This window comes from Enterococcus sp. AZ149 (genome assembly GCF_051714285.1).
In the GTDB taxonomy this organism is placed as follows: domain Bacteria; phylum Bacillota; class Bacilli; order Lactobacillales; family Enterococcaceae; genus Enterococcus_D; species Enterococcus_D entomosocium.
Map to the genome: position 1 here is coordinate 2,117,507 of NZ_JBIORO010000001.1, position 22,189 is coordinate 2,139,695.

A 22,189-nucleotide genomic window follows, 5' to 3' on the forward strand; every position below is an offset into this window, starting at 1 on the left:
AACAAACTGAGTAAGAAAAGTAAGGAAACAAGTAATAGTTTCCAAAAAGCCAGCGTGATTCTAGCATTATTTTTTTCTAAAAGAAGATGGGTCAGAAAAATCAAGAGCAAACAACTCACTACTAGAACCATTCTACTCACCTTCTTTAACTGTTTCTAGCTCTTGCGCCACTTGAAGTTTCTCAAATGCTTTGAAGAATGGATAATAAATCGCTAACGAAACGAAGAAACAGACGAAGACCATCAAACAAGCAACCCAATTCCAATTTGAGGTAATCAATGCGCCAAGAGGTGCGGGAATCGAAAATGGTGGTTTGACCATCATCTTAGGCATCCAATCTAAAGCGGTAACGATATAGACTAAGATAGTATTAGCGATTGGCACAAGAATAAACGGAATTGCCAACAGTGGATTCATCACAATTGGCGTCCCAAAGATCATCGGTTCATTAATATTAAAAATCCCTGGTAAAATGGAAAGACGACCCAATTGTTTTAAATAGTTTGAACGAGAGAACATAAACAAAACAACCAATGCAAGCGTTGATCCAGTACCACCCATTTGCGCATACCATTGATAAAATTGTTCGGTAAAAAGATTTGGTAGATCAAAGGCAGACATCCCATTTTGGAATAATTCCGCATTTTCTAAAATTGCTTGATCCCAAAATGGACGAATGATGGGTCCTAAAACGGCATGGCCATGAATACCCAATACCCAGAAAACGCAGATAACAAATTGTGTGATGATTCCGCCAACCAAATTATTGCCTGTTAAGAAACCTTTTAAAGGAGAGATGGCGATCGTCAGTAATCCATTTAAATCGAAGCCGAAAAAGTGGCGCGGAATCCAAAAGACTAAGATAACCAGCAAGGTTGGTAGGAGTGCCGCAAAGGATTCGCCTAAAACAGGCGGTACGCCTTCTGGCATCTTGATTTCCAAGTTTTTTGCTTTTGTAAAATGATAAATCTCTACTGAAACTAGCGCCGCAATGATCGCACCGAATAATCCTTGTGATCCAAGTGAAGCGATGGGTAAATACCTTCCTGCAAGTACGGCATCTCCTGTCGTGCTGATGCCTTCCGCCAAATTGATTGGAACGACCATTAAAATCGTCGCTAACATGGATAAAAACCCACTTGTTATCCGATCGAGTTTGTAACTTGCACCTAAGTTGGAGCCGATCGTAAATGAGGCATAGAGAGACATTAGCCCCACCGTAAATCGAAAAGGAATGTCAAGTGCCGGTAAATAAGGAGCGACCCATTCGGTATAACCAGGAATCGGCAAATTTAAAATAATGGTGAAAAAAGAGCCAACGATCGTGAGCGGCAAAATAGAAATCAACCCATTTCGAATTGCCTGCAAGTGCCGCTGCTGTCCAATAGCATTGGCAATCGGTAATAACTTCATTGCAACCGAGTCTAAAACTTTCATTATAAAAACCTCCTAAAATTCGTTTGAAAAACCATTTCTTTGAATCACTTCTTTAAACCATAGTCCAGACTTTTTCACCGTTTTTTCTCCTGTTTCTAAATCTAAGCGATAAAAGCCATAGCGATTTTTGAACGCATTTTGCCAACTCCAACAGTCCACAAATGTCCACATGTGATACCCCAGACAGTTACTACCCTCCGTCATTGCTTGGTGAAGCTCAATTAAATGCTCTTTTAAAAAAGCAATCCGATAGTTGTCTTGTACTTGCCCCCCTTCGATAAATGTTTCTTCTCCCTGAATCCCGATGCCATTTTCTGAAACAAACCAATCAATATTCCCGTATTCTAACTGGATTTTTTTGGCGATATCATACAAGCCATGAGGATAAATTTCAATCCCCCTTGAAGTATTCATCCTTCTGCCGGGCATCTCGTAATCATCGTAAAACCATTCTGGCGAAAAAACTCCCTCGGGATTAGGCAATGATTCTTTGGCTCTCACTCGCCGTGGACGGTAATAATTGATCCCTAACAGATCAATCGTTGTTTCAGCAATCAAGGCAAGATCCTGTTCTTCCACTCGTGGCATTTGGTCGTAGCACGTTAAAATAGCCTTTAACTCTTGAGGGTAACGACCTTTTAATATCGCTTCATTAAGGGAGCGAGTATAGAAGAGGTCTGCCATTTCCGCTGCCTTTAAGTCGGCAGGATGCTGGCTTCTTGGGTAAACTGGGATCACATCCATGATGATACCGATTTTTCCTTGATAAGTTCCTTGTCGAAAGACCTTAACTGCCTCACAGTGAGCAAGGATGATATGGTGAAGTACTTGTGCCGCCCGTTTAAAATCAACTACATAAGGATAGTGCCGGTCATGCAAATAGCCGGCTTCTGCTGGAATCATCGGCTCATTAAAGGTAAACCAGTACGCAACTTTCTCATGAAATAAATCAAAACAAATTTTCGCATACGCCCGATACGCTTCGACGACCTCACGATTTTCAAATCCGCCGATTTCTTGTAATTTCATTGGCATGTCAAAGTGATAAAGATTGATAAACGGTTTGATGCCTCTTTGATTTAACCCATCAAGCATTCTGGTATAAAAGTCAACTGCTTCTGGATTGACTTCCCCTGTACCTTCGGGAATAAGACGTGACCAAGAGATCGAAGTCCGAAAAGAATTAAAAGAAAGTGCCGCCATTCGATCCAGATCCGCTTCCATTTCCTGATAAAACCTTGATGTATGTTCTGTTGTAACTCCTTCAAAAAACCGATGGTTATAGTTTTTTGATGCATAATCCCAAATGTTTTCTCCTTTCTTGTCTCCAGCTATCGTTCCTTCTGATTGTGTCGCACTCGTTGCTGCACCCCAGAAAAAATTCTTTGAAAAATTATACTCCATGTCGCCCTCCTACAATTCCTTTTTTACTAAGCGAAGCATCCGCTTACATCGTTGAACAACGAAAGTATAGCATGAAGTAAAATCAATATAATGTTATAATCCAAAATAGAGAACGTTTTCATCCCTTGTCATTTGTTCCACAAAAAAAACACTTTGCTACGGAGGTGCATCATGCTTTTTCTTGACTACAATCCTGAACTTACTGCACTAGAATACGAGGTTTACCGATTTGTATCAAAAAACTTGGCTTCAGTGTCTAAAATGAAGATGAAAGAACTTGCCAAAGAGACCCATACCAGTACTGCTAGTATTAGCCGCTTTTGCAAGAAATTTGAATGTGATACGTTTACCGAATTTAAGATCAATTTGCGCTTTTACTTAGATTCTCTCGTAAAATCCAAAATATCCGATAGTGATGAATCTCAAACAATTGATTTCTTAAAGCGAGTAAACCAGCCCTTTTTATCTGAGAGAATCAATCGAGCAACAGAGATTCTTAAGAACAAAAGCTTCGTTCTATTTATTGGATCAGGCTTATCTGAAACGATTGCGGAATATGGCGCACTCTATTTTACTGACTTGGGAAAAACGGCATTAAAAGTTGACGATCCCTCAAATTATCCTATCGACTGGTTTCCAGAAGACATATTGTGCAAAACCGGTATCATTGTTTTGTCGATTTCTGGGGAAACACAAGAAATGATTCGATACTTACAAAAGTTAAATCAAAAAGATTGTCAGATTATTGCCATCACGAATACGGAAGATTCAACCATCAGCCAGTTATCCGACTTAACGGTGCCCTATTACATTGAAAGAGAGACCATTTTTAAAGCTAGTCAAAAAAAAGAGAAAACCATTGAACTGACTTCTCAGCTACCAGCAATCTATTTAATTGAAAAAATTGCCAAAAGAATACGCCTATCAGAAGAACTTCTCTGATAGGCGTAGGTAGTTTTAATTATTCAGCGGCCTTCACAATCAGTAACTAAATCAAATAAAAGTTCCACCAAATAAATGGCTGGAATTTGTGAGGACAATGAATCAGCTTCTTGATTATCGGAATAATAATAAGCAAAATTTCGCTCAGATAGTTTAGCAATTGACGTTGTTGAACGATTTGTCAGTGAAATGGTTGAAATTCCAGCGAGGCTACATTCAGTGATCAAAGATTCAAGGAATGGATCGGCGCCTTTATTAGAAAAGACCAGCAACGTGGTTTCGCTACTTAAGGTTCGCCAAACGGATTTAATCGATGTTGCTTCTTCCTCTACGCTCACGATCTTATCTAAACGTGTAAACTTTTGTTGGGCATAGCTCAAAGCAAGTGTCGATTCCCTATCACTGGCTAAGATCAAAAGTTTTGCTTTACTTATTCGTTTGGCGATCGTTAATAATGTTTCTCGATAGAAGGATTCATCCATACGTTCAAAAAAATAGTGCAGGGCTTTTTTATCTTGTTTGAATAATCGATCAGTCTTTCCTTGTTTCTGTAACGTCTTTTTCAATTTGATTTTAAATTCTGAAAAACCTTCGCAATCAAATTTTCGACAAAACCGCAGAACAGTCGTTGAGCTAGTTTTTGTTGTATCAGCCAATTCACGAATAGACATCGAACAGACTTCTGCTTGCTGATTTAAAACGTATTGAAATAGTTGCCATTCTTTCTTACTGAACGACTTATTCTTGGCAGTGAGTTCCATTCGTTTTCTCCTTGTTACGCCCCTTCGTCTCCAGCAATCTTCTTCTCATAAATAAAATCATCCATAACAAATCCCGAACCAATCGTAACGGTGCGTTCAGAAACGCGTTCAAAGCCGCGATGTTCATAAACAGCGATCGCCTGCTGATTTTGTTTGTTGACGTTTAAATGCAACGTTTTGCCTGAGGCGATTTCCTCATACCAATCAAAGACTTGGCTGGCATAGCCTTTGCCTCTTGTGGATAGGTGGAGATACAATTTACTTAAATAAATCTGCTGCGGCGTTTCTTCATACGCTGTATACCCCACTGCTTGGTCACCTTCCATTAGTAAAAGATAGACGGCTCCTTGCTGGACTTCGTTTTGAATCGCTGCTGTTGATTGATAATGAGCCAGCATATACGCGACTTGATCCGAACCAATGATTGGTGTAAACACTTCTGGCCAGATTTCTTTGATCAAACGATCCAACGTTTGGAAGTCTTCTGGTGATTGAATGATTTTTTGTGTAATTGCCATAAGAATCCCTTCTCTCTGTTGCTGTGCGAAACAGAAACTCGCTTATAAATATCTCTATTATAAGGGAAGAACCAAAAAAAGAAAGGGCACGTTGAATAAAGATCCCTAAAAGTTTCAAAAGATGGTAAACTAGAAGTGAAAAAAAGGTGACGAAAAGGAGGTAGCAACACGATGCAACTCTTACAACTACTTTTACTGGCAATCATTTTTGTTTCTTTCTTCATGGTGTTGATTGGATGGGTTTTATCGATGACCAATGGCTTGATCTTTTCTCGTTTTCCTTAGCAATTTAAAGCACACGCTCATGATCCTAACTATGAAAAAGAACGACAAGCAGGCAAGCGCTTGAAAGAGATTATATTTCGACGCATTATTCCTTTAGGAATAGCCTCTTTGCTCGTCTATGGATTAACCGCACTATTAAACGTCCTTTAAAAGTTTTTAAAAAGACTTGAACAAATCAAAAAAAACCAGCATCTTTTCCTGTTGATCAATGCTCCTTTCGCTTTCGCTGTGGGGAACATCAATGCATAAGATGCCGGTTTTTTTTATTTGCTTACTGCTGCTTTAGAGGCTTGAACTTTTTTCAGTAAAGCGAAGAGGACTTGGCTATCATCGATAGCCGCAATATATTGTTGGCAAATTGCCATCATTTCTGTTTCATCCATTTTATCTAAAGAAATAACTAATTCATTTTCTACTACCTGCTTATTATTCATAGGGCTCCCTACTTTCTTCCTTTGTTACCTCTAGTTTGCCATGAATGAGCAGGTTCCGTAAGAACTTTTCAGTTTACAAACAGGAAACGGGTGGTTTACATCCTTGTCCTACCAAGGTTTTTCCAGAAAATTTATTCGGTAGCTGGCTCAATGTGGATGTCAGTATCAAACACCTGAAAACGATCAGCTAAGAGATCTTCAATAGCATCTGCCACGTTATGACTCTTTTCAACCGTCAAAGATTTGTCCATCGTCACGACGACATCAAGAAAAACATTGGCGCCATACATTCTTCCTCGAATCGATTTAACAGATTTCACTTCAGAAAAACCAGCGATTGCCGCTTCATACTCCACGACTAACGATTCATCAAACCCATCAGAAAGTGAAAAGGCACTCTCGCGAAAAATATCAACGGCGGTTTTGATAATCAAAAGAGCTACCACGATCGCAGTCAAACTGTCTAACCAACCGATACCAAATGAGGCGGCAAAAATAGCGATCGCCGTTCCAATACTCGTCCACGCATCGCTGCGGTTGTCTTTAGCAGCTGCTAGCAAAGCGGAGCTTTTTACGCGAGCGGATAATCGCTTATTGTAGTAATACATACCATACATCAAAATAGCTGAAATGATACCGACGACTGCCGCAATCATATCGGGACTTTGCGTTTCACCGAGTAGAATCGTTTGAATGGAGGACCATAAAACCTGCAGACCGACCGCCAGCATAATCAAGGATGTTACGAGACTCGCCACATTTTCTGCTTTCCAATGACCATATTTATGGTCTTCATCTGCTGGCTTTTGAGCCAAACGCAAACCGATCAAAACAGCGATAGACGCTACGATATCCGTCGCATTGTTTAATCCATCCGCCCATAATCCTTCAGAGTTTGCCAAACGACCAATAACTAGTTTGGCGATGGAAACAAAAATGTAGGCAACGATACTTAAGATAGCGCCTCTTTCTGCTTGTTTTAATTCTGCATATCTTGTTTGATTCATGTCATCCCCTCCAATTAGTCAACTTGAAAATAATAGCTGAAATTTTCATCAATTGCATCATTTATTTGAGAGATTTTATTTTTTAGGAGTGGCAAACATTCACTTCTAGTGAAACGAATTTCTGTTCTGAGGTTACCAAAAAAACAGGACTCCCAAGGGAATCCTGTTTTTTGCTTTTTTTCTTTCACAAAGAATCGCTGCTACTCGTTCACCAGCAGCTGTCGATTTCTTTCACTGAATTTCTCATTATGGGAAGAAACCATCGCCTGTGGGACACTGGTCGGCTCTAAATAGTGTTTGATTTGGTTGACTGCTTGCGCAGCATCTTGAAAGGCGCCTGCCAAAAGATTCACTTTGCCTTTGAAGTAATGGATGTCACCAGCTGCAAACACACCGGGATGGCTGGTTTTTGTTGGAATCTCACAGTTCAAATAAAAATCTTCATGACGCGCGAGATCAAAGGAAACTTTATCTAACAAGGCACTGTCCCGGTCATAGCCATGTTGGATCAACAAATGATCGCATAAAAAATCGATCGTTTCTTGGTTAGCACTGTTTTTTAATCTTAGAACCATATTGAAGGTTTCGGCTTGATTCACCCCGTCAATCGTGTGATTCATCAGCACTTGAATCCCTTCTGCTTTCATCTTCTTTACTTGTGCTTCATGGGCCTTCAATTTCTCGCCCCGATAACAAAGCGAAACTTTTGCCCCATAAGACGCCGCTTCAATCGCATAATCAACTGCTGCATCCCCGCCGCCAGAGATCACAAGATGTTTGCCTTGGATCGCTTGCTGGTCAGGAAACTGATAGTGGATATAGTTGTCGACATTATTATGGATGAAACAAGGCAATTTTTGCGGAGAAACGACACCGCCGCCAATACAAACTAAAACGGTGCGTCCAACATGGGTCCTCCCTTGGTCATCCACTGCATAAAAAAGATCGTCTTCCTTGGTCAATTCGATGATTTTCGTTTTCAGATAGATCGTTGGATCAAACAACTTAGCCTGTTCAATCAAGTGTTCTTTGACTTTCTTCCCCTTGGTTGGCGGCAATGCACCCACATCCCAGACCATTTTTTCAGGATAAAAATTGATCTTCCCGCCTAATTCGGCTTGTGCTTCAAACAATACGACCGATAGATCACGTAATCCAGCATAAAAACTCGCATAAAGCCCCGTGGGCCCTCCTCCGATAATCAGAACATCTGCTATAGTGGTCATTGGCTAGCCTCTCTTTCATAAATGAAAATCATTCTCAATTAGTTAGTTCGATTATAGTCAACGAATACGTGTTTGTAAAGAATTTTCTGAAAACAAATTAATTAACTTAGCCGATTATTTTTATTTACATTGTAAAGAAAAAAGCCTTTTCCTAAATATCTGCTAAAGAAAAAATGAGTAGAATGTTATTTTTTCTCATTTTATCTAGTGATATGTTTGTGATAGCTACTGACTTCAAGGTATACTCTTAGAAAGTAGGTGAAAAAATGAAAGTTGAAAAATGTTACGCACCCTTACCGGATGGGTCTGTCCTCTATTACGAAAAAACCGGTTCAGGATGCCCTCTTTTTTTATTGCACGGAAATGGCGGTAGCAGTGCCTATTTCTCAAAGCAGGTCGACGCATTGCGACAAAAACATCAATTGTACTTAATCGATAGCCGTGGGCATGGCAAGTCCACTAACACACAGAAAAAGATCGATTTTTTTAAAATGGCAACGGATCTTTTAGCAATCATTCAGCAAGAAAATTTGTCTAAAATCGCCCTATTAGGATTTAGTGATGGGGCTAATCTAGCAATGGTCTTTTGTCATCTTTACCCTGAGTATGTTAGTTGTATGATTTTAAACTCGGGCAATACTGAGCCACGGGGAGTTAGACTCTTTTCTCGAATGGGGAGTGTCTTGCAATATCTGATCGTTTGGCTTTGTTCCCCATTCTCAAAAGGAATGCGGGGCTTTCTCCCTATTTTGGGATTGTTGTTTCGTCCAATCGGTTTATCTACAGCCGATTTGAATCACCTCAGTGTGCCGACATTGATTTTGGTCGGCAAACGTGATTCGATCAAGCTTTCCCATTCTTTTTATATTGCAAACAGTATCCCTCAGTCCAATTTTATCGTCGTCAAAGGACAAGGACATAGTTTTGCACGAAAGAATCCAGAGGTATTTAACACGAAAGTATTATCTTTTTTAGAAAAGGTCGGTGAATAACTATGAGAATCTTTACTTGGCTCCGCGACCACCGCTCACTGTTTAAAACACTCTTCTTGATTGCAGTAGCCGTGATCGTGTTGGGCGAACTGCTTTCATTAAGCAAGACGATCTCCATTGATCAATTAAAAGAGTTGTTTGCGCAACTGGCACTTTGGCGAGTGGCATTAATGGCTGTCATTGGGTTATTATGTGTCTTGCCAATGGTCTTATATGACATTGTCTTGAACCGCCTATTAGGGGACAAACCTGATCGCCGTTATTTGCTGGAAACCAGCTGGATCATCAACACTATGAACAACTTAATCGGCTTCGGCGGCTTCATCAGCATCGGATTACGCTCGGAATTTTACGGCAAAGGAAAAAAAGGCAAAGAAGTTGCCCAAGCAATTTCGAAGATTTTTATTTACCTGATGTCTGGTCTTTCGATTTTATCCCTTGCTGCACTAGCCTTCGTCTTATTTGGTCCAACGACAGATTATCTGCAACAGTATTGGATCTGGCTTTTAGGCGGTAGTCTTTATTTTCCAGTTGTCTATGCCCTTAGTTTTTCCAAAAAAAATGCTTACTTAGGTGGACTGCAACGGCGTGATCGTCTGCAGTTGATCGCCGCTTCCTTATTAGAATGGCTAGGTGTTTTTGCAGCCTTCTTTACGACTGGTCTCTTGATGGGCATCTCGGTGGATGTGTTTCAATTGTTGCCACTTTTCATCGCTGCCTCCGTGATTGGGATCGTTTCGATGATTCCCGGAGAACTTGGAACCTTTGATGTAATGATGATCATGGGAATGGGCTCACTGCAGATTCCCCGTGAAAGTGTCATTGCTTGGCTGTTGCTTTTCCGCCTGTTTTATTACATCATTCCCTTTTTGATCGGTTTGCTTTTTTTCTCAAAAAATGTCGGCGTCTCCCTCAACCAGCGCTTTTCTGGTATTCCAAAAAGCTTGTTGTTGGAAGTGTTCCACAAGATCGAAGTGTTGCTGCTTTATTTGACGGGAACGATGTTGGTGCTCTCCGCCACGATTCCAGAAGCCTTTGATCAAATCAAATGGTTAGCCCACCTCAATCCGATTCGCTTGAATTTTGTGATGCAGTACCCGAGTATTTTTCTCGGTTACCTCTTTTTAATTGCCGGTCGAGGGATATCTGCCCGTGTCAGTCGCGCGTACGTGCCGACGCTTTTGTTGATTGCAGCAACAATCGGTTATGCTATTTTTGCGGGCTTCCGTTTTTCGACCATGCTGTTTCTTCTATTATTATTAGCAATCATGATTTTTTCAAAAAGCGAGTTGTTCCGTAAACAACTCGTCTTCTCGTGGGAATGGCTGACGATCGATGGTTTGTTAATTGGTTCGTTGACGATCCTCTATGTCATTATCGGGGTCTACAATATGCCTCATATCAATCGACATCCAACGCATCACCATTCGATGGATTTTTTGCTTTTCCCTTCTGAAAAATTATGGCTGCAAGGGTTCGTTGCGATTTTATTCGTCGCCATTGCGATGCTGCTGTTTGCCCGGTACTTGATGGGACCAAAACACCAATTAGGCGTCAGTGCTGCCACTGATAAAGTGAAACATGTTTTAAATACTTACGGTGGCAACAGCGACAGCCATCTGGTGTATCTAAAAGACAAGAAAGTATACGTGTATCCAGAAATTGGCGAGCCGACGGTCTTTTTTCAATTTACGACCTTTAATAACAAATGTTTAGTCATGGGGGATCCTTCTGGGAAGCAAGCAGACTTTCCACAGGCACTGGAAACTTTCTTAACAGAAATGGATCAATGGAATTATCTGCCGGTCTTTTATGAAAGTAGTGAAGAAATGGTGATGCTGCTGCATGAATTTGGGTATGACTTTATCAAATTCGGTGAGAAAGCTTATGTGGATCTACCTAGCTTCACCCTCTCAGGAAAGAAAATGAAGGGACAGCGAGCATTGAACAATAAGATTACTAAAGAAGGCTTTACTTTTGATGTGCTCACCCCACCCTTTTCAGCCGAAACATTTGCAACGCTTAAGGAAATTTCTGACAACTGGCTAGATGGACGGAAAGAAAAAGGGTTCTCCCTTGGGTTCTTTTCAGAATCCTATCTAAGCACCGCACCAATTGCTGTCGTCCGAAATCAGCAACAGGAGATCGTCGCATTCGCTTCCTTTATGCCCACCTATCAAACAGGCCTAGCATCCATTGATTTGATGCGCCACGATCCTGAAAAAGCGCCGAATGGAACGATGGATTTCTTGTTTATTCAGCTATTCGACTATTTTAAAGAACAAGGCTACCAACAATTTGATTTAGGCATGGCACCATTAGCCAACGTTGGTACTTTCCGCAGCAGTTTCTTGCAAGAGCGGATCGCCTATCTCGTTTACACCTTTGGTTCTCGTTTCTATTCTTTTGAAGGGTTACGCGAATACAAACAGAAATATGCCGCTTCTTGGTCCCCTCGCTACATTTTATACTCTCGGGATAGTTGGATCGGGTATGTCATGATGGCCCTCTTGATCGTCGATAATCAATCGGCGGAAAAAACGAAGTAAAAAAGGTTCCCATACTCCTCTTTCTTTTCGGAGTATGGGAACCTTTTTCAATTGTTGTGCTTAACTTATTCAGCCGATTTAGATGGTGCATTTTCCCAAAGTTGTTTGACGACTGGAATATTTCCCAGTTCCGTCATATTTGATGGCAGAATGACCGTATTGGTATTGCTATTCACCACATCTCTGAAGGCTTCGATCCCTAGATATGATAGTGAGCGCTCGTCGAGCTGGCTTTCTTTGATTGCTTCATTGATGGCTAAAATCCGTTTGCGTTCAGCTTCAGTGATTTTCGCGATTCGTTCTGCTTCCGCCTCGGCATCAATCCGTACACGCTTTGCCCGCGCCTCGGCATCGATTTGAGTTTGTTCCGCTCGGGCTTCGGCGTCGATCGTCATTTGAGAAGCTTTGGCTTCTGCACTCAAGACTGAAGAAGATTTCTCACCTTGGGCTCTTGTGATCATCGATTCTTTGTCTCTAGAGGCAGTGATCAATTTGTTCATTGATTCAATGATTTCTTGCGAAACTTTGATTTCCCCAATGTTGATTCGGTCGATCGCTAACCCATAGCCTGCCGTGATATCTTTGATTGAAGTAAACAATGCTACGTTGATTTCTTCAGTCCCATTTAAAACTTCATTTAAATCCATTTTCCCGATGATTCCCCGCAAGTTAGATTGGGCATCTTGGATCATTGAAACAACGGAGTTTTCATTTTCGTAGACAAAGGCACGCACATCTGTGACATGGTATTTGATTGCTTCATCAATTTGAACGATTACATTATCTTTTGTGATTGCACTTTGGGGTTCGATCTCCAAAGGAATCTGTTTCAAGGACACTCTTTCTCTAACTGTATACAAAATCGGAACAAGAAAATGAAGCCCTGGTTCCAACGTTCGAACGTACTTCCCAAAACTTTCGACAACTTTGACTTCCCCTTGACGAACGATCACAGCAGTGCTTGCAATCAGCCAAATCAGAATCACTAATACTAAAATAACTAAAATAATTTGGATAATGATCATTGTAAAAACCCTCTTCCATTTTCAAATAATGTATTGTTTACACGGGTCAATAAGACACCGTTTTCAACCCCGATAATCTCTAACATGACATTTTCAGCAGGAATCCCTGCAATCACCCGATATTCTGTATAGGTGCCATAAAGCCGTATATAGCCTGAATAATGATCCGTCAACGATCGAAAATAGCGCCCTACCGCTCGTTTTTCCATATAATCTACGATGATTTTCACCCTCTTTGCCTTCATGCAGTAAATTTGAAGCTTCAAACTCATTTGTTAATCTATTACAAGTGTTACTAACTATGATAGCACGTTTCACCCAAGAGAACAGTAAACTTATGCTGATTCCGGTTTTTTTTAGAAAAAAAACATAGAACGAAAACCAATTCCTTGCATTTTTCAATTAAATTGCATACAATTTAATTGTACAAAATATAAAAATCAGGAGTGAAGAAATGATGAAAAAAATGTATTCGACTAAAATGATCAACACTGGTGGCCGTTCAGGAGAAGTACACAGTCCCGATCATTCATTTGAGCTAAACATCACTGCACCTGGCAAACGTGTCGAAAATGCTACCAATCCAGAACAACTTTTTGCAGCTGGTTTTAGTGCTTGCTTCAACAGTGCCCTTGAATTGGTGAAAAGCAGCAAAGGAATCGATGGTGCTTCTACGGTGAGCGCACAAGTGACCTTATACGCAGAAAGCGAATCCAGTTTTGTCTTGGGTGTTGAGATCGAAGGTCAAATCGAAGGATTGTCAACAGAAGAAACACAAGAATTGCTTGAGATCGCTCATACCGTATGTCCTTATTCAAAAGCCACAGCTGGCAACATTGAAGTGACTGTCAAAGCCGTTAGCGAGTAGACTTTCGTTGAAAAAACAGCTATGATAAGAGGCGGATATTAGAAAAAGGGGTGAAAACATGAATGTCTTAGCGTTAGAAAACCAATTGTGTTTTCCTCTATACGCCGCTTCAAAAGAAATTATCAAACAGTACAAAGACTTACTGGACCCGTTGAATTTGACCTATACCCAATATTTAGTGATGTTGGTGTTATGGGAAGATGAAGCGATCAGTGTCAAAGCATTGGGGAAGCAATTATGTCTCGACTCTGGCACACTGACACCGGTTTTAAAAAAGCTTGAAGCAAAAGGCTACCTAGCAAGAAATCGAAATCAAGACGATGAACGTTCTTTGCGGGTCACATTGACTGACTCAGGCAAAGCGCTTCATGAACAAGCGTTAGAGATCCCCTACAAAGTGACCGAATTCTTGCCTCTTGAACCGGAAGAACTGTCCGTGCTCCATCAATTGACGACAAAAATGGTACAAAGATTTCAAGAACAAGAAAAATGATCCGCTGTTTTCACAGCGGATCATTTTTTTATCATGCAAACGAGTATTCTTTAAGAAGCTTTAGTTTTCAATTCACCAATCACATTTAGCAACTGGGTTAATTGTTCAGGATCTTCGATTTTTCTGATGGCGATTTTCACTAATTCAAAAATCTGGTCATCGGTTAGGCCTGTCTGTAATATCTCCAATTCACTTACAGCTGGCTGAAAGCGACGAGCCAAGACTGATCCGCTCATTTTGATACTTGCAATCTCCAGAACTCCTTTGTTTACTAACTTGCGAATCACGGACAGTGATGTGTTACGGTTTAAGCCGAAACGTTCACTAAATTCTGTACAGCACAGAGGTTCATCCACAGCCCAAAAACAAACTAAGACTTCCCACTCTTTTTTTGAAAAACTCAAGTAATCCATAATTGCTCCTTTCCATGCCGATGAGGCTGGTTCTTATTTTCTAAATTAAAAAAATCGCAGCTATTTCAGTCAGCTGGCTTTCCTCTTCCTTTTTTCGATTGTTTTTTCTTTCACTAAAAGGATTATATACCAATAATAATCTATTTTACTCATAATTTCAAAATAATTTTTATTTTAATGATAAATAACATGTTTAATTATTCTTTTTCTTGATAAAAAAAAACGACTAGATCAGCTAGTCGTTTTCTTACTCTACTTGATATTCCTACGAGAAGTGTTTATTGAACACTGAAGATCAAACTCTCATGCTCTTGTTCTTTTAAGGAATAGCCACAAAATTCTTTATTCAAATTCGGAAAATCACGTTCGATCATCTGAATAATCTCGATTTCCGTCAACAGTTTGTCTTCTGACAATTGCAGCGAGTTCAACAAAACAAAGCGAGAATCATAGCCTAAAATTTCCGGCATCAACCGCCAAAAATTTGTGCTGTCAATTTGTTGGATCGTTTGTTCCATAGCAACAATCAAGTTTTGCACGTGTTCATAGACTTTAGGATAATCAGATTTTAGTAGATCCAACAGTGCTTGGTCTAGCACTTTATCTAAATAAGCCTTTGTATCGGTATAAATTATTGAAGAAATCACTTATTTCATCAATCCTTTCATTCAAATGCCATATTCGACATTGTCAAGGATGGCTCCTTGTTCTTATATATAGCATACTATCGGTGATTTTCGTTCTCAGATTAAGGATAGAATATAGAAAAAAAAGAGAAGCGTCTTTTCTTGTCCCCTAATCTTACTCCACAATAGCAAAATTTTGCTAAACTGATAAGCAAAGCGATTCAGCACCTATCGAAAATGAGAAAATTGTCAGATTTCCTTCCTTTTTTATCTATAGCGATTCCTACCCATCGGGCTCTGTAACTGCCAATATCCTCGCAATTACACACTTCTACGCCTCCCCCAATAAACGTAGGTTTTTTCTCATTTTAACAAACGTCTTACACAGCATAATTTCAGACAGAACCTTATACAACATGTATAATTAAATTATAGAAAGTCATCAAAATAAAACGAAACGAGGAGTGGATCACAGATGAAGAGTCATTGTAAATGTGGAAAAAAAATGAATGCCCATGAAAAAAACTGTCCAGACTGCAAACACAAAAAACAGCAAACCTTAGAATCCTTGGAAAAATTCGTTAAATACGGCAGTTTTGCTTTAGCAGGCCTATCATTAGTTTTAAAAATTGCGAAAAGTCGCCAAAGTTAAAGGGACCGACTTAAACTTTTAGACGAAAAAAACGCCTTCTAGGCGTTTTTTTTTGCTATTCATTAATGATTGTACTCTCCAACAGCCAGTCGACTGTGCCTGTATAGGTACCTGGTAAAATCAAATCTAACTTGGGGACAAAGCGAAAGTAGCAATCATATTCCTGAAGATCCAAGGTTAAGTCCGTTGCTCCTGTTGGCTCCTGCTGGAAAATCACTTGCTCTTCAGAAGTGACAGAAGCCACCAGCTGATTGGTCACCGGATCATAGAGTACCAACTGAATTTCCTCTGCCAATAGTTGCTGCTCTTGCATAAAATCCTTTATCTGTCCACTTAACTGCCAGGTCCCTTCGCTGGTATTGCTGACAGACAAAAGAGCTTCTTGATCAAAAGAAATCGTTAAATAAGCAAAGCCATCGTCTCTGATGGATCGTGCGAGTTCATTCAAGGTCACTGCCGCTGCGTTGATTGAAGCAGGCGCACGCTCAAATACCACGATCCCTCGAAAGTCAATGCCATAATAACGTGTCGCCGATCGATTGCCTTCTGTATCGATCACATAGGAAGCCAGATAATAGGTTGTGCCTGGTTCTAGTTCTTCGGTGTCTAACACCAATGTATCCGTTAGCGGCTCCGACAATGTTCCCCGTTCAACCAACGCTGCTTCAGAGAAATCGGTTTCGGTGATTGTCACATCCTCCGTAAAGAACTCCGTGACATATATTTTGGCTTGGGTCGAGTTTTGGTCATCAATCGTGATCGGTATATAGGAATTGCGCTTTTGCCGCACGATCTGCAGGTCTGCTTTTGCTTCTGCCAATGACGCCGAACCTGTTGTAAGCGTTGGTGGAAAGATTCCAGTCATTTGATAATAATGAATTTCTGGATCACCTGACGTCATACTGGAAACAAAAGCATTTCCATTAAAAACAGTTTGGACAGGGATGGCTATATCTAAATTCTGATTGAGCGGCGCTTCTGTGTAATTGACGGAAAAGTGAACGATGTATTCATTCCCTTTGACCATGTCAGGCAGTGTCGCAACCAATTGCCCATTTTCAATGACAAAAGGTAAGGCAGTTCCGCCTTCCGGCATGCCATTAACCATGATTTCACTGGCTTTTCCAAAATAAACCGCCTCGGGAACTAATGATAGTCCTTCTGGAAAAAGCGATGAGAGCAAGATTCCCGATTCCAAGTCAGCTAGATCACTGGTGCTTTTATAGGAGAGATAGGTCGCATAAGTAATGGTTTTGCTATTGTCGACAGTGGCTTGCTGGGAAAGTGTCGTACCAGTATCCAACAATAGTTTGACTGGGTCTTTTTCAAAAACACCGGTTCGCATCTCAAGTTCTACTAATCCTTCAACATCGACAAACGCCACTGCTTTTTCTTGAACATAGCCCCCGTTTGCACCAGTAAAACCAAAATAGACCGGTGCACTATTAGTCAGGTTCAAATTTGATTTGAAGGTGTCATCAACAGGTACCGTCACATCAACACCGAAATCTGGTACGGTGTAACGCAACGTTTGCGTTGGCTGATCAAAAACTACTGTAAAACTATGCCACACCCCATCGGAAATATCACTTACTGATACCGTATCACGATGATTTAAGACTTTATCGATAATCAGCCAGCCATCGGTGGTATATGCGTCATTTGAGCCGGGAAAATTCCATGCGATATGATGGCCGGAAGGAACATCGCGATCCATCATACCGTCCCCAGTCAAACCGGCATTATTATAGAACGTATCGAATTCAATCGCAAAACTTTGCGGGATTGCCCCCGTATTTAAAGGAGTCGTTCCTCCTGTATTTGACCAGACGCCAATCGTCGGTCCTGCTTGTTCTGCCAGCGCATTTAAGCCATTGCTTTGCATCACAAAAGCGAGCCCATCGCTGTCCGTTGCTGTATTATCGATACAAAATGCCATTTCTAACCGAAAAGAGCGAGTAAAAGAAACCGGCTTATTGAACCAGACACCACCACTGGAGTTGGTAGTAGCTCCATCATTAATCTGAACATAATTAACGCCCGGTTCCCCTTGTGGCGACCCCGCTTGTCCCACAGGAGTGATCAGAGAATCGTCAATCGCTAACGTAGGAAAATCTGGCGCAGATACCGCAGCATGGACGATTTCTTGTTTCCCACATAGCAGCAAAATGCTAAAAAAGAACACATAGCCCCATCGGATAATGCCAAACTTTTTCATCACTGTCCTCCGCTTTCTTCATTCTGATTCTTCTTGCACTGACAGCCTAACATCTGCTTCTGCTTTTTTACGTCTCCTATATAAAATGAACAAGAGAAGTAGGACAAACAGGAAGAGAAGTAGCCCTCCTGCATAGAGCCAGTACTGTTTTTGAAGATACGCTGCACCTAACGTTGTCTGACGGTTGATAAGGTTGGCTTGCTTGCGATCAACCACCACCGAATCCTCAAACACCCATGTTCCTTTAGGCGCATTCAACTCAATCCGTAATAGATAGGTCCCCGGTTCGAGAATGTTCTGATCAAAGGCACTAAACAGCTCCAAAACCGAATTCGGAGCTATTTGAAAATTCTCTGCAGAAAACCCACCGACCTTGTTGCCGCTATCTTGCTCACGTATCACTGTTTTGACAGTGATGTTGCCAAAGGCTGTGGGCTGATCATTGCGGATCCTACTTTTGAGAGCTGTAGAACCATATCTTTCCACCGCCTCAGAATTGACCAAAGACAACTGGGGGTCAGGCATGGTTGCTACATTCTGACGCAAGCGGATCCCTTGTTGAATTTTATAGTTGGCTTGCAGATTTGTTTGCTGACTTTCAGTTGTTTCCGCCGGTTCTTCTTCAAAGTCAAACACACCAAGTATTTCTCCTGCAAATTCTTTTGCCTTCATTGAAAGGGTAAAATGGACCTGACGACTTTCTCCAGGGTCAAGCTGGATCGTCTGTCTCGGATTTTCAATCAATTGACTAAACGAGATTCCTTGGTTCTCTTCGGCGGTCTGTTCTGCTTGGTACGCGATGATCCCAGTAGAGGCCGTATAACTATTTAGTGCTGCTGCTTTAATGGTCAACGGCTCTGAACTTGTATTATGAAGGGCAACGGTCAAATTCTGTTCGGTCTCATGATTTACCAGTAAGTCGAAATAACTGACGTCACTGACTTGATTTTGGGGAAGTTCTGGGGTTACAGTGAACCGTGTGGTCTGTGCATGACCGGTGACTTTCGTAAAGCAACACAAACTGATAAAGAAACTAATGAGTACGAAGCACTTGATTTGTTTTTTCATTGTCGCCCTTTCCTTGCTATTCTGCTTGATAGGTGTTTGATAAGGTCCAAGTGATCGTTCCACTATAAGTGCCGCTGTTCACATTTTGTTTTGGTACGGTTAATGAAGCATTGGAAAAGTTAAAATCATTGGTTGCTAAGCCAGTTGTGCCATTAGCAGAAGCAATCAGCGTTGGATCTGTTGCCCCTACCATCAATTCGGTGCCCGAGACTAGCGCTGCATCGCCTGAAGCCGTTGTACCATTTAAAGTGACTTTGGCATTTGCCAGCTCGTTATCGCTGGCATTCGTCATTTTCGATAATTGCGCCGTCAACTGCCAGCCAGCTTGATTCGGCCCACGGTAATCTGTGATCGATGTCACTTCATTTGACGTTGTTTGAATCACTTGTTCATCGGTAGCGATCTCTTGGATACTGCTTGTACCGAAGTTAAAATTAGTCACCTGATCCAGTGACAAGATTCCTTGTTCGATCGTTAGTGTTGCTTGACTCGTCATTGAAGCCGTTGGATTCGCTTCTGCTGCAGCTGCCGCAGTGGGCGCCATTCCTAAACCCATTCCGACCAAACCTAACATTCGTACCTTTTTGTTCATTTTCATCTCTTCCTTCACTTTTTTTAATGAGAAACCGAGGGTCATCGAAAAAACAACCTTAAAAAATAATAATTTAATTGGTGTTTTTTCATTCTATTCTCATCTATCATAAGTATAATCCATCATGGTTATCATACGGTTCACAGATTTAGCGTAAAAAAAACGCCAAAAAGGAGAATCCCTTATGTATCGAGAATTCATTTCTCCCGCAGAAGAAAAGAAATTAGAGATTTTCAAAGTTGTCTGCAATTCCAACGGAGTGACATTGGTCCAACTGTCAGAAGTTTTGAATATCCCGCAAAAAAGCCTGCAAAAATATATCTATTTTTTAAATGAAGATTTGCAACTGCTCTCACCTCACCTGCTTCTATCAAAAAATCATTACAATCAGTATTTTCTTGATCGAACAGAAGATGATGAACCTTTCTATGCACAATTGATGTATCATTACTTGCTCAACTCCACACAATATAACCTGATTCATTACTTGATTGGGCGCCCGCAAATGACCTTGACTCAATTATGTTTGGATTTGCATGTCAGCCAATCGCATATGTATCGGTTGATCAAGAAAATCAACCAACTATTGGAAAAATTTCAAATCCGAATTCGAACAGACCTGAATAATCGCATCGTTCTTGCTGGAAAAGAGCTTGATATCCGTATTTTCACCTACAGTTTCTTGACCCAAAGTGCGCCTGCTGATTTGTGGCTTTTGCCGAGTATTTCCCATAAAAATGTCGAAGAATTTACGGCATTCTTTGCTGTTTCTCACTTTGATCCGTTGACGAAAAATAAACTCGCTGCATTTTGGCAAGCAGTGGTCAGCCGAACGATCCAGAAAAAATATTTACCGCCGATTCCTGAAAAATACATGGGATTGATGAATTTCTATTGTTTTTTACCAGAAGAAATTCTCGAATCACTTTTTTTGAGTGCCGATTATGCCTCAGAAAAGATGCTTCAGTCAGAGTATCTTTACTTGAATTTCTTTTTGCATGTCTTTTTGCCAGGGGTTGTTCCCCAAGAAAAGAATCAAACGATCATCCAAGAGATCAAACATTCTGATACTGATCTTGTGCGCTTTTTCACTGCAATGATCAAAGATTGGCACGATACCTTTGCTCCAAGTCAGGAAGCCGCCGAATTCGAAAAATTATTAAGCAGCTGTCTACTGGTCTTCAATCTATCGATCATTATCGGCATCGATCTTCTGGAAGTGTGGCAGCTAGAACACCAACTGTTGACTGAAAATGCTCCTTCCAAAGACAGAACCTATGAAGCAATCTGCACACTTTTACTGACCCATGTTGAAAAGTATCCATTTGCTGACTTGGATAAAGAGTATTTTGAACAGACACAGTTGCCTTATCTGGCTCATCTCTTGTATTTGGAAACACAGATGAATACGCCCCCGACCGTGTCGATCTATATTCAAACGACGATTCAATACCGCACAAAGCAAATGATTGAGACGAGGATTCGTTCGATTTATTCTAAAGCTTCTGTGACTTTCGTCAAACAAATGGAAGCCGCAGATTTATTGATCACGGATAATTATGAAGAAGTGATGTTTTCCGAAAAATTAGTCTTACTGTCTAACCTGCAAGCCGAGCAAGAGTGGGCAGCCGTTTTTGCAAAGATCAATCAACTGATGATGACCAAGATGTTTGCCGAACAAGGAAAATAAGTTGCCGATTCCATTTTCATCCGCAAAAAAGCCCGAGCCTCTTTGCTCGAGCTTTTTTCTACTATTTTAGTCCTAGGAATTTTAAGCGAAGAAGCTACCGCCAGTTACACTGTAAACTTGACCAGTTACATAACTTGCTTCATCAGAGGCTAAGAAAACATAGACTGGTGCTAATTCGACTGGTTGTCCAGCACGTTTCATCAGTTCTTTTTGACCAAATTCTGGGATCGCAGATTGTGGCTGTCCACCCGAAATTTGAAGTGGTGTCCAGATTGGACCAGGAGCCACCGTATTGACCCGAATGCCTTTTTCACTTAATTGAGCAGCTAGCCCTTTACTAAAGGAAGTAATAGCACCTTTCGTGGCTGCATAGTCTAAAAGATGGGCACTAGGCTCCGCACTTTGGATCGAAGTGGTCGTGATGATGCTCCCACCAGCTGGCAGATAATCCAACGCTTCTTGGACTGTCCAATACATCGAGATGATATTCGTTGTAAAGGTATCTTGAATTTGTTGTGTAGTCAACTCTTTGATGTCCTTCACCGCTTGTTGCATCCCAGCATTTAGAACCAACGTATCTAACCCGCCTAATTCTTTGGCTGCTTCATGAACCAATTGACGAGCGAAAGTTTCATCTTTCAAGTCTCCTGGGATCAAAACTGCTTTGCGTCCAGCTTTTTCAATGACTGCTTTGACTTCTTGCGCGTCTTCTTCTTCAAAAGGAAGATAGTTGATTGCAACATCGGCGCCTTCTTTGGCAAAAGCAATCGCTGCTGCTCGACCAATACCAGAATCACCACCGGTCACTAATGCTTTGCGTCCAGCTAATTTGCCTGAACCTGCGTAGCTTTCTTCCCCGCAATCAGGTACTGGCTGCATCTTTCCTTGAATTGCCGGTGCTTCTTGCACCTGTTTTTCAAATTTGCCATCATAATACTTCGTTAACGGATTGTTGATTTTTTCTGACATGCTCGTTTCCTCCTTGATTA

At 41.0% G+C, this 22,189-nt stretch carries 21 protein-coding genes; 6 read left to right on the plus strand and 15 right to left on the minus strand.

Annotated elements, in window-relative coordinates; genetic code table 11:
• Positions 1 to 132 precede the first annotated feature (132 nt).
• Together IGI94_RS09945 and IGI94_RS09950 are read right to left on the minus strand one after the other, a co-directional pair.
• Positions 133 to 1,437 carry a PTS sugar transporter subunit IIC gene (locus IGI94_RS09945; protein WP_438899677.1) on the minus strand — a complete coding sequence of 435 codons (1,305 nt, stop codon included), beginning with the start codon at positions 1,435 to 1,437 and terminating at the stop codon, positions 133 to 135.
• Positions 1,438 to 1,449: 12 nt separating this feature from the next.
• On the minus strand, positions 1,450 to 2,841 hold the full coding sequence (locus IGI94_RS09950) for a glycoside hydrolase family 1 protein (protein ID WP_086373074.1): 1,392 nt from the start codon (positions 2,839 to 2,841) through the stop codon (positions 1,450 to 1,452).
• Positions 2,842 to 3,012: 171 nt separating this feature from the next.
• Here IGI94_RS09950 and IGI94_RS09955 point away from each other — a divergent pair, with 171 nt between their 5' ends.
• Positions 3,013 to 3,783 (plus strand): MurR/RpiR family transcriptional regulator, encoded by a 771-nt coding sequence (locus IGI94_RS09955; protein WP_086299339.1) that lies wholly within the window; start codon positions 3,013 to 3,015, stop codon positions 3,781 to 3,783.
• A gap of 23 nt (positions 3,784 to 3,806) precedes the next feature.
• On the opposite strand, the gene IGI94_RS09960 is transcribed toward IGI94_RS09955, so the two are convergent.
• The 5 genes from IGI94_RS09960 to IGI94_RS09980 form a co-directional block, all read right to left on the minus strand.
• A complete protein-coding gene (locus IGI94_RS09960) occupies positions 3,807 to 4,544 on the minus strand; it encodes a MurR/RpiR family transcriptional regulator (RefSeq protein ID WP_086299338.1) in 738 nt (245 codons plus the stop codon).
• Between the two features lie 14 nt (positions 4,545 to 4,558).
• Positions 4,559 to 5,062: a GNAT family N-acetyltransferase gene (locus IGI94_RS09965; RefSeq protein ID WP_438899678.1), complete on the minus strand. Its 504-nt coding sequence runs from the start codon at positions 5,060 to 5,062 to the stop codon at positions 4,559 to 4,561.
• Positions 5,063 to 5,610: 548 nt separating this feature from the next.
• A complete protein-coding gene (locus IGI94_RS09970; protein ID WP_005235207.1) occupies positions 5,611 to 5,781 on the minus strand; it encodes a hypothetical protein in 171 nt (56 codons plus the stop codon).
• 131 nt (positions 5,782 to 5,912) lie between these two features.
• Positions 5,913 to 6,788 carry a cation diffusion facilitator family transporter gene (locus tag IGI94_RS09975; RefSeq protein WP_005235206.1) on the minus strand — a complete coding sequence of 292 codons (876 nt, stop codon included), beginning with the start codon at positions 6,786 to 6,788 and terminating at the stop codon, positions 5,913 to 5,915.
• 200 nt (positions 6,789 to 6,988) lie between these two features.
• Positions 6,989 to 8,014 (minus strand): NAD(P)/FAD-dependent oxidoreductase, encoded by a 1,026-nt coding sequence (locus tag IGI94_RS09980; protein WP_005235204.1) that lies wholly within the window; start codon positions 8,012 to 8,014, stop codon positions 6,989 to 6,991.
• 266 nt (positions 8,015 to 8,280) lie between these two features.
• Between IGI94_RS09980 and IGI94_RS09985 the strand changes: the two genes are divergently transcribed.
• Together IGI94_RS09985 and mprF are read left to right on the plus strand one after the other, a co-directional pair.
• A complete protein-coding gene (locus tag IGI94_RS09985; protein WP_005235202.1) occupies positions 8,281 to 9,006 on the plus strand; it encodes an alpha/beta fold hydrolase in 726 nt (241 codons plus the stop codon).
• 2 nt (positions 9,007 to 9,008) lie between these two features.
• Positions 9,009 to 11,555, plus strand: a complete 2,547-nt coding sequence (gene mprF, locus IGI94_RS09990) for a bifunctional lysylphosphatidylglycerol flippase/synthetase MprF (RefSeq protein WP_005235200.1) — start codon at positions 9,009 to 9,011, stop codon at positions 11,553 to 11,555.
• A 65-nt stretch (positions 11,556 to 11,620) separates the two neighbouring features.
• On the opposite strand, the gene IGI94_RS09995 is transcribed toward mprF, so the two are convergent.
• Together IGI94_RS09995 and IGI94_RS10000 are read right to left on the minus strand one after the other, a co-directional pair.
• The gene (locus tag IGI94_RS09995; RefSeq protein ID WP_005235198.1) at positions 11,621 to 12,580 is read right to left on the minus strand and encodes an SPFH domain-containing protein; all 960 of its coding nucleotides are present in this window, start codon (positions 12,578 to 12,580) and stop codon (positions 11,621 to 11,623) included.
• Positions 12,577 to 12,852 carry a hypothetical protein gene (locus IGI94_RS10000; protein WP_016620494.1) on the minus strand — a complete coding sequence of 92 codons (276 nt, stop codon included), beginning with the start codon at positions 12,850 to 12,852 and terminating at the stop codon, positions 12,577 to 12,579. Before IGI94_RS10000 ends, IGI94_RS09995 begins: the two co-directional genes overlap by 4 nt.
• 185 nt (positions 12,853 to 13,037) lie before the next feature.
• Here IGI94_RS10000 and IGI94_RS10005 point away from each other — a divergent pair, with 185 nt between their 5' ends.
• Positions 13,038 to 13,448, plus strand: a complete 411-nt coding sequence (locus IGI94_RS10005) for an organic hydroperoxide resistance protein (protein WP_034872372.1) — start codon at positions 13,038 to 13,040, stop codon at positions 13,446 to 13,448.
• A gap of 58 nt (positions 13,449 to 13,506) precedes the next feature.
• Positions 13,507 to 13,941 carry a MarR family winged helix-turn-helix transcriptional regulator gene (locus IGI94_RS10010; protein ID WP_061054296.1) on the plus strand — a complete coding sequence of 145 codons (435 nt, stop codon included), beginning with the start codon at positions 13,507 to 13,509 and terminating at the stop codon, positions 13,939 to 13,941.
• Between the two features lie 50 nt (positions 13,942 to 13,991).
• Here IGI94_RS10010 and IGI94_RS10015 read toward each other — a convergent pair whose 3' ends face one another.
• The 5 genes from IGI94_RS10015 to IGI94_RS10035 all read right to left on the minus strand — a co-directional run bounded on the left by IGI94_RS10015 (position 13,992) and on the right by IGI94_RS10035 (position 19,555).
• Positions 13,992 to 14,354, minus strand: coding sequence for a hypothetical protein (locus tag IGI94_RS10015; protein ID WP_008378626.1), 363 nt, complete (start codon positions 14,352 to 14,354; stop codon positions 13,992 to 13,994).
• A 278-nt stretch (positions 14,355 to 14,632) separates the two neighbouring features.
• Positions 14,633 to 15,001, minus strand: coding sequence for a DUF7006 family protein (locus IGI94_RS10020; RefSeq protein ID WP_005235188.1), 369 nt, complete (start codon positions 14,999 to 15,001; stop codon positions 14,633 to 14,635).
• A 686-nt stretch (positions 15,002 to 15,687) separates the two neighbouring features.
• Entirely contained in the window at positions 15,688 to 17,850 is a 2,163-nt protein-coding gene (locus tag IGI94_RS10025) for a lectin-like domain-containing protein (protein WP_438899679.1), read from the minus strand.
• Between the two features lie 18 nt (positions 17,851 to 17,868).
• The gene (locus IGI94_RS10030; RefSeq protein WP_016620496.1) at positions 17,869 to 18,918 is read right to left on the minus strand and encodes a DUF916 and DUF3324 domain-containing protein; all 1,050 of its coding nucleotides are present in this window, start codon (positions 18,916 to 18,918) and stop codon (positions 17,869 to 17,871) included.
• Positions 18,919 to 18,934: 16 nt separating this feature from the next.
• Positions 18,935 to 19,555: a WxL domain-containing protein gene (locus IGI94_RS10035; protein WP_438899680.1), complete on the minus strand. Its 621-nt coding sequence runs from the start codon at positions 19,553 to 19,555 to the stop codon at positions 18,935 to 18,937.
• Positions 19,556 to 19,694: 139 nt separating this feature from the next.
• Between IGI94_RS10035 and IGI94_RS10040 the strand changes: the two genes are divergently transcribed.
• Positions 19,695 to 21,200, plus strand: coding sequence for a helix-turn-helix domain-containing protein (locus IGI94_RS10040; RefSeq protein ID WP_438899681.1), 1,506 nt, complete (start codon positions 19,695 to 19,697; stop codon positions 21,198 to 21,200).
• Between the two features lie 81 nt (positions 21,201 to 21,281).
• Here IGI94_RS10040 and IGI94_RS10045 read toward each other — a convergent pair whose 3' ends face one another.
• Positions 21,282 to 22,169 carry an SDR family oxidoreductase gene (locus tag IGI94_RS10045; RefSeq protein ID WP_005235175.1) on the minus strand — a complete coding sequence of 296 codons (888 nt, stop codon included), beginning with the start codon at positions 22,167 to 22,169 and terminating at the stop codon, positions 21,282 to 21,284.
• Positions 22,170 to 22,189 lie beyond the last annotated feature (20 nt).

Excerpts from the sequence above, each read along its gene's own strand:
- IGI94_RS09945 (WP_438899677.1), bottom strand. The coding sequence starts at position 1,437 with ATGAAAGTTTTAGACTCGGTTGCAATGAAGTTATTACCGATTGCCAAT.
- IGI94_RS09950 (WP_086373074.1), bottom strand. The coding sequence starts at position 2,841 with ATGGAGTATAATTTTTCAAAGAATTTTTTCTGGGGTGCAGCAACGAGT.
- IGI94_RS09955 (WP_086299339.1), top strand. The coding sequence starts at position 3,013 with ATGCTTTTTCTTGACTACAATCCTGAACTTACTGCACTAGAATACGAG.
- IGI94_RS09960 (WP_086299338.1), bottom strand. The coding sequence starts at position 4,544 with ATGGAACTCACTGCCAAGAATAAGTCGTTCAGTAAGAAAGAATGGCAA.
- IGI94_RS09965 (WP_438899678.1), bottom strand. The coding sequence starts at position 5,062 with ATGGCAATTACACAAAAAATCATTCAATCACCAGAAGACTTCCAAACG.
- IGI94_RS09970 (WP_005235207.1), bottom strand. The coding sequence starts at position 5,781 with ATGAATAATAAGCAGGTAGTAGAAAATGAATTAGTTATTTCTTTAGAT.
- IGI94_RS09975 (WP_005235206.1), bottom strand. The coding sequence starts at position 6,788 with ATGAATCAAACAAGATATGCAGAATTAAAACAAGCAGAAAGAGGCGCT.
- IGI94_RS09980 (WP_005235204.1), bottom strand. The coding sequence starts at position 8,014 with ATGACCACTATAGCAGATGTTCTGATTATCGGAGGAGGGCCCACGGGG.
- IGI94_RS09985 (WP_005235202.1), top strand. The coding sequence starts at position 8,281 with ATGAAAGTTGAAAAATGTTACGCACCCTTACCGGATGGGTCTGTCCTC.
- mprF (WP_005235200.1), top strand. The coding sequence starts at position 9,009 with ATGAGAATCTTTACTTGGCTCCGCGACCACCGCTCACTGTTTAAAACA.
- IGI94_RS09995 (WP_005235198.1), bottom strand. The coding sequence starts at position 12,580 with ATGATCATTATCCAAATTATTTTAGTTATTTTAGTATTAGTGATTCTG.
- IGI94_RS10000 (WP_016620494.1), bottom strand. The coding sequence starts at position 12,852 with ATGAGTTTGAAGCTTCAAATTTACTGCATGAAGGCAAAGAGGGTGAAA.
- IGI94_RS10005 (WP_034872372.1), top strand. The coding sequence starts at position 13,038 with ATGAAAAAAATGTATTCGACTAAAATGATCAACACTGGTGGCCGTTCA.
- IGI94_RS10010 (WP_061054296.1), top strand. The coding sequence starts at position 13,507 with ATGAATGTCTTAGCGTTAGAAAACCAATTGTGTTTTCCTCTATACGCC.
- IGI94_RS10015 (WP_008378626.1), bottom strand. The coding sequence starts at position 14,354 with ATGGATTACTTGAGTTTTTCAAAAAAAGAGTGGGAAGTCTTAGTTTGT.
- IGI94_RS10025 (WP_438899679.1), bottom strand. The coding sequence starts at position 17,850 with ATGAAAAAGTTTGGCATTATCCGATGGGGCTATGTGTTCTTTTTTAGC.
- IGI94_RS10030 (WP_016620496.1), bottom strand. The coding sequence starts at position 18,918 with ATGAAAAAACAAATCAAGTGCTTCGTACTCATTAGTTTCTTTATCAGT.
- IGI94_RS10035 (WP_438899680.1), bottom strand. The coding sequence starts at position 19,555 with ATGACCCTCGGTTTCTCATTAAAAAAAGTGAAGGAAGAGATGAAAATG.
- IGI94_RS10040 (WP_438899681.1), top strand. The coding sequence starts at position 19,695 with ATGTATCGAGAATTCATTTCTCCCGCAGAAGAAAAGAAATTAGAGATT.
- IGI94_RS10045 (WP_005235175.1), bottom strand. The coding sequence starts at position 22,169 with ATGTCAGAAAAAATCAACAATCCGTTAACGAAGTATTATGATGGCAAA.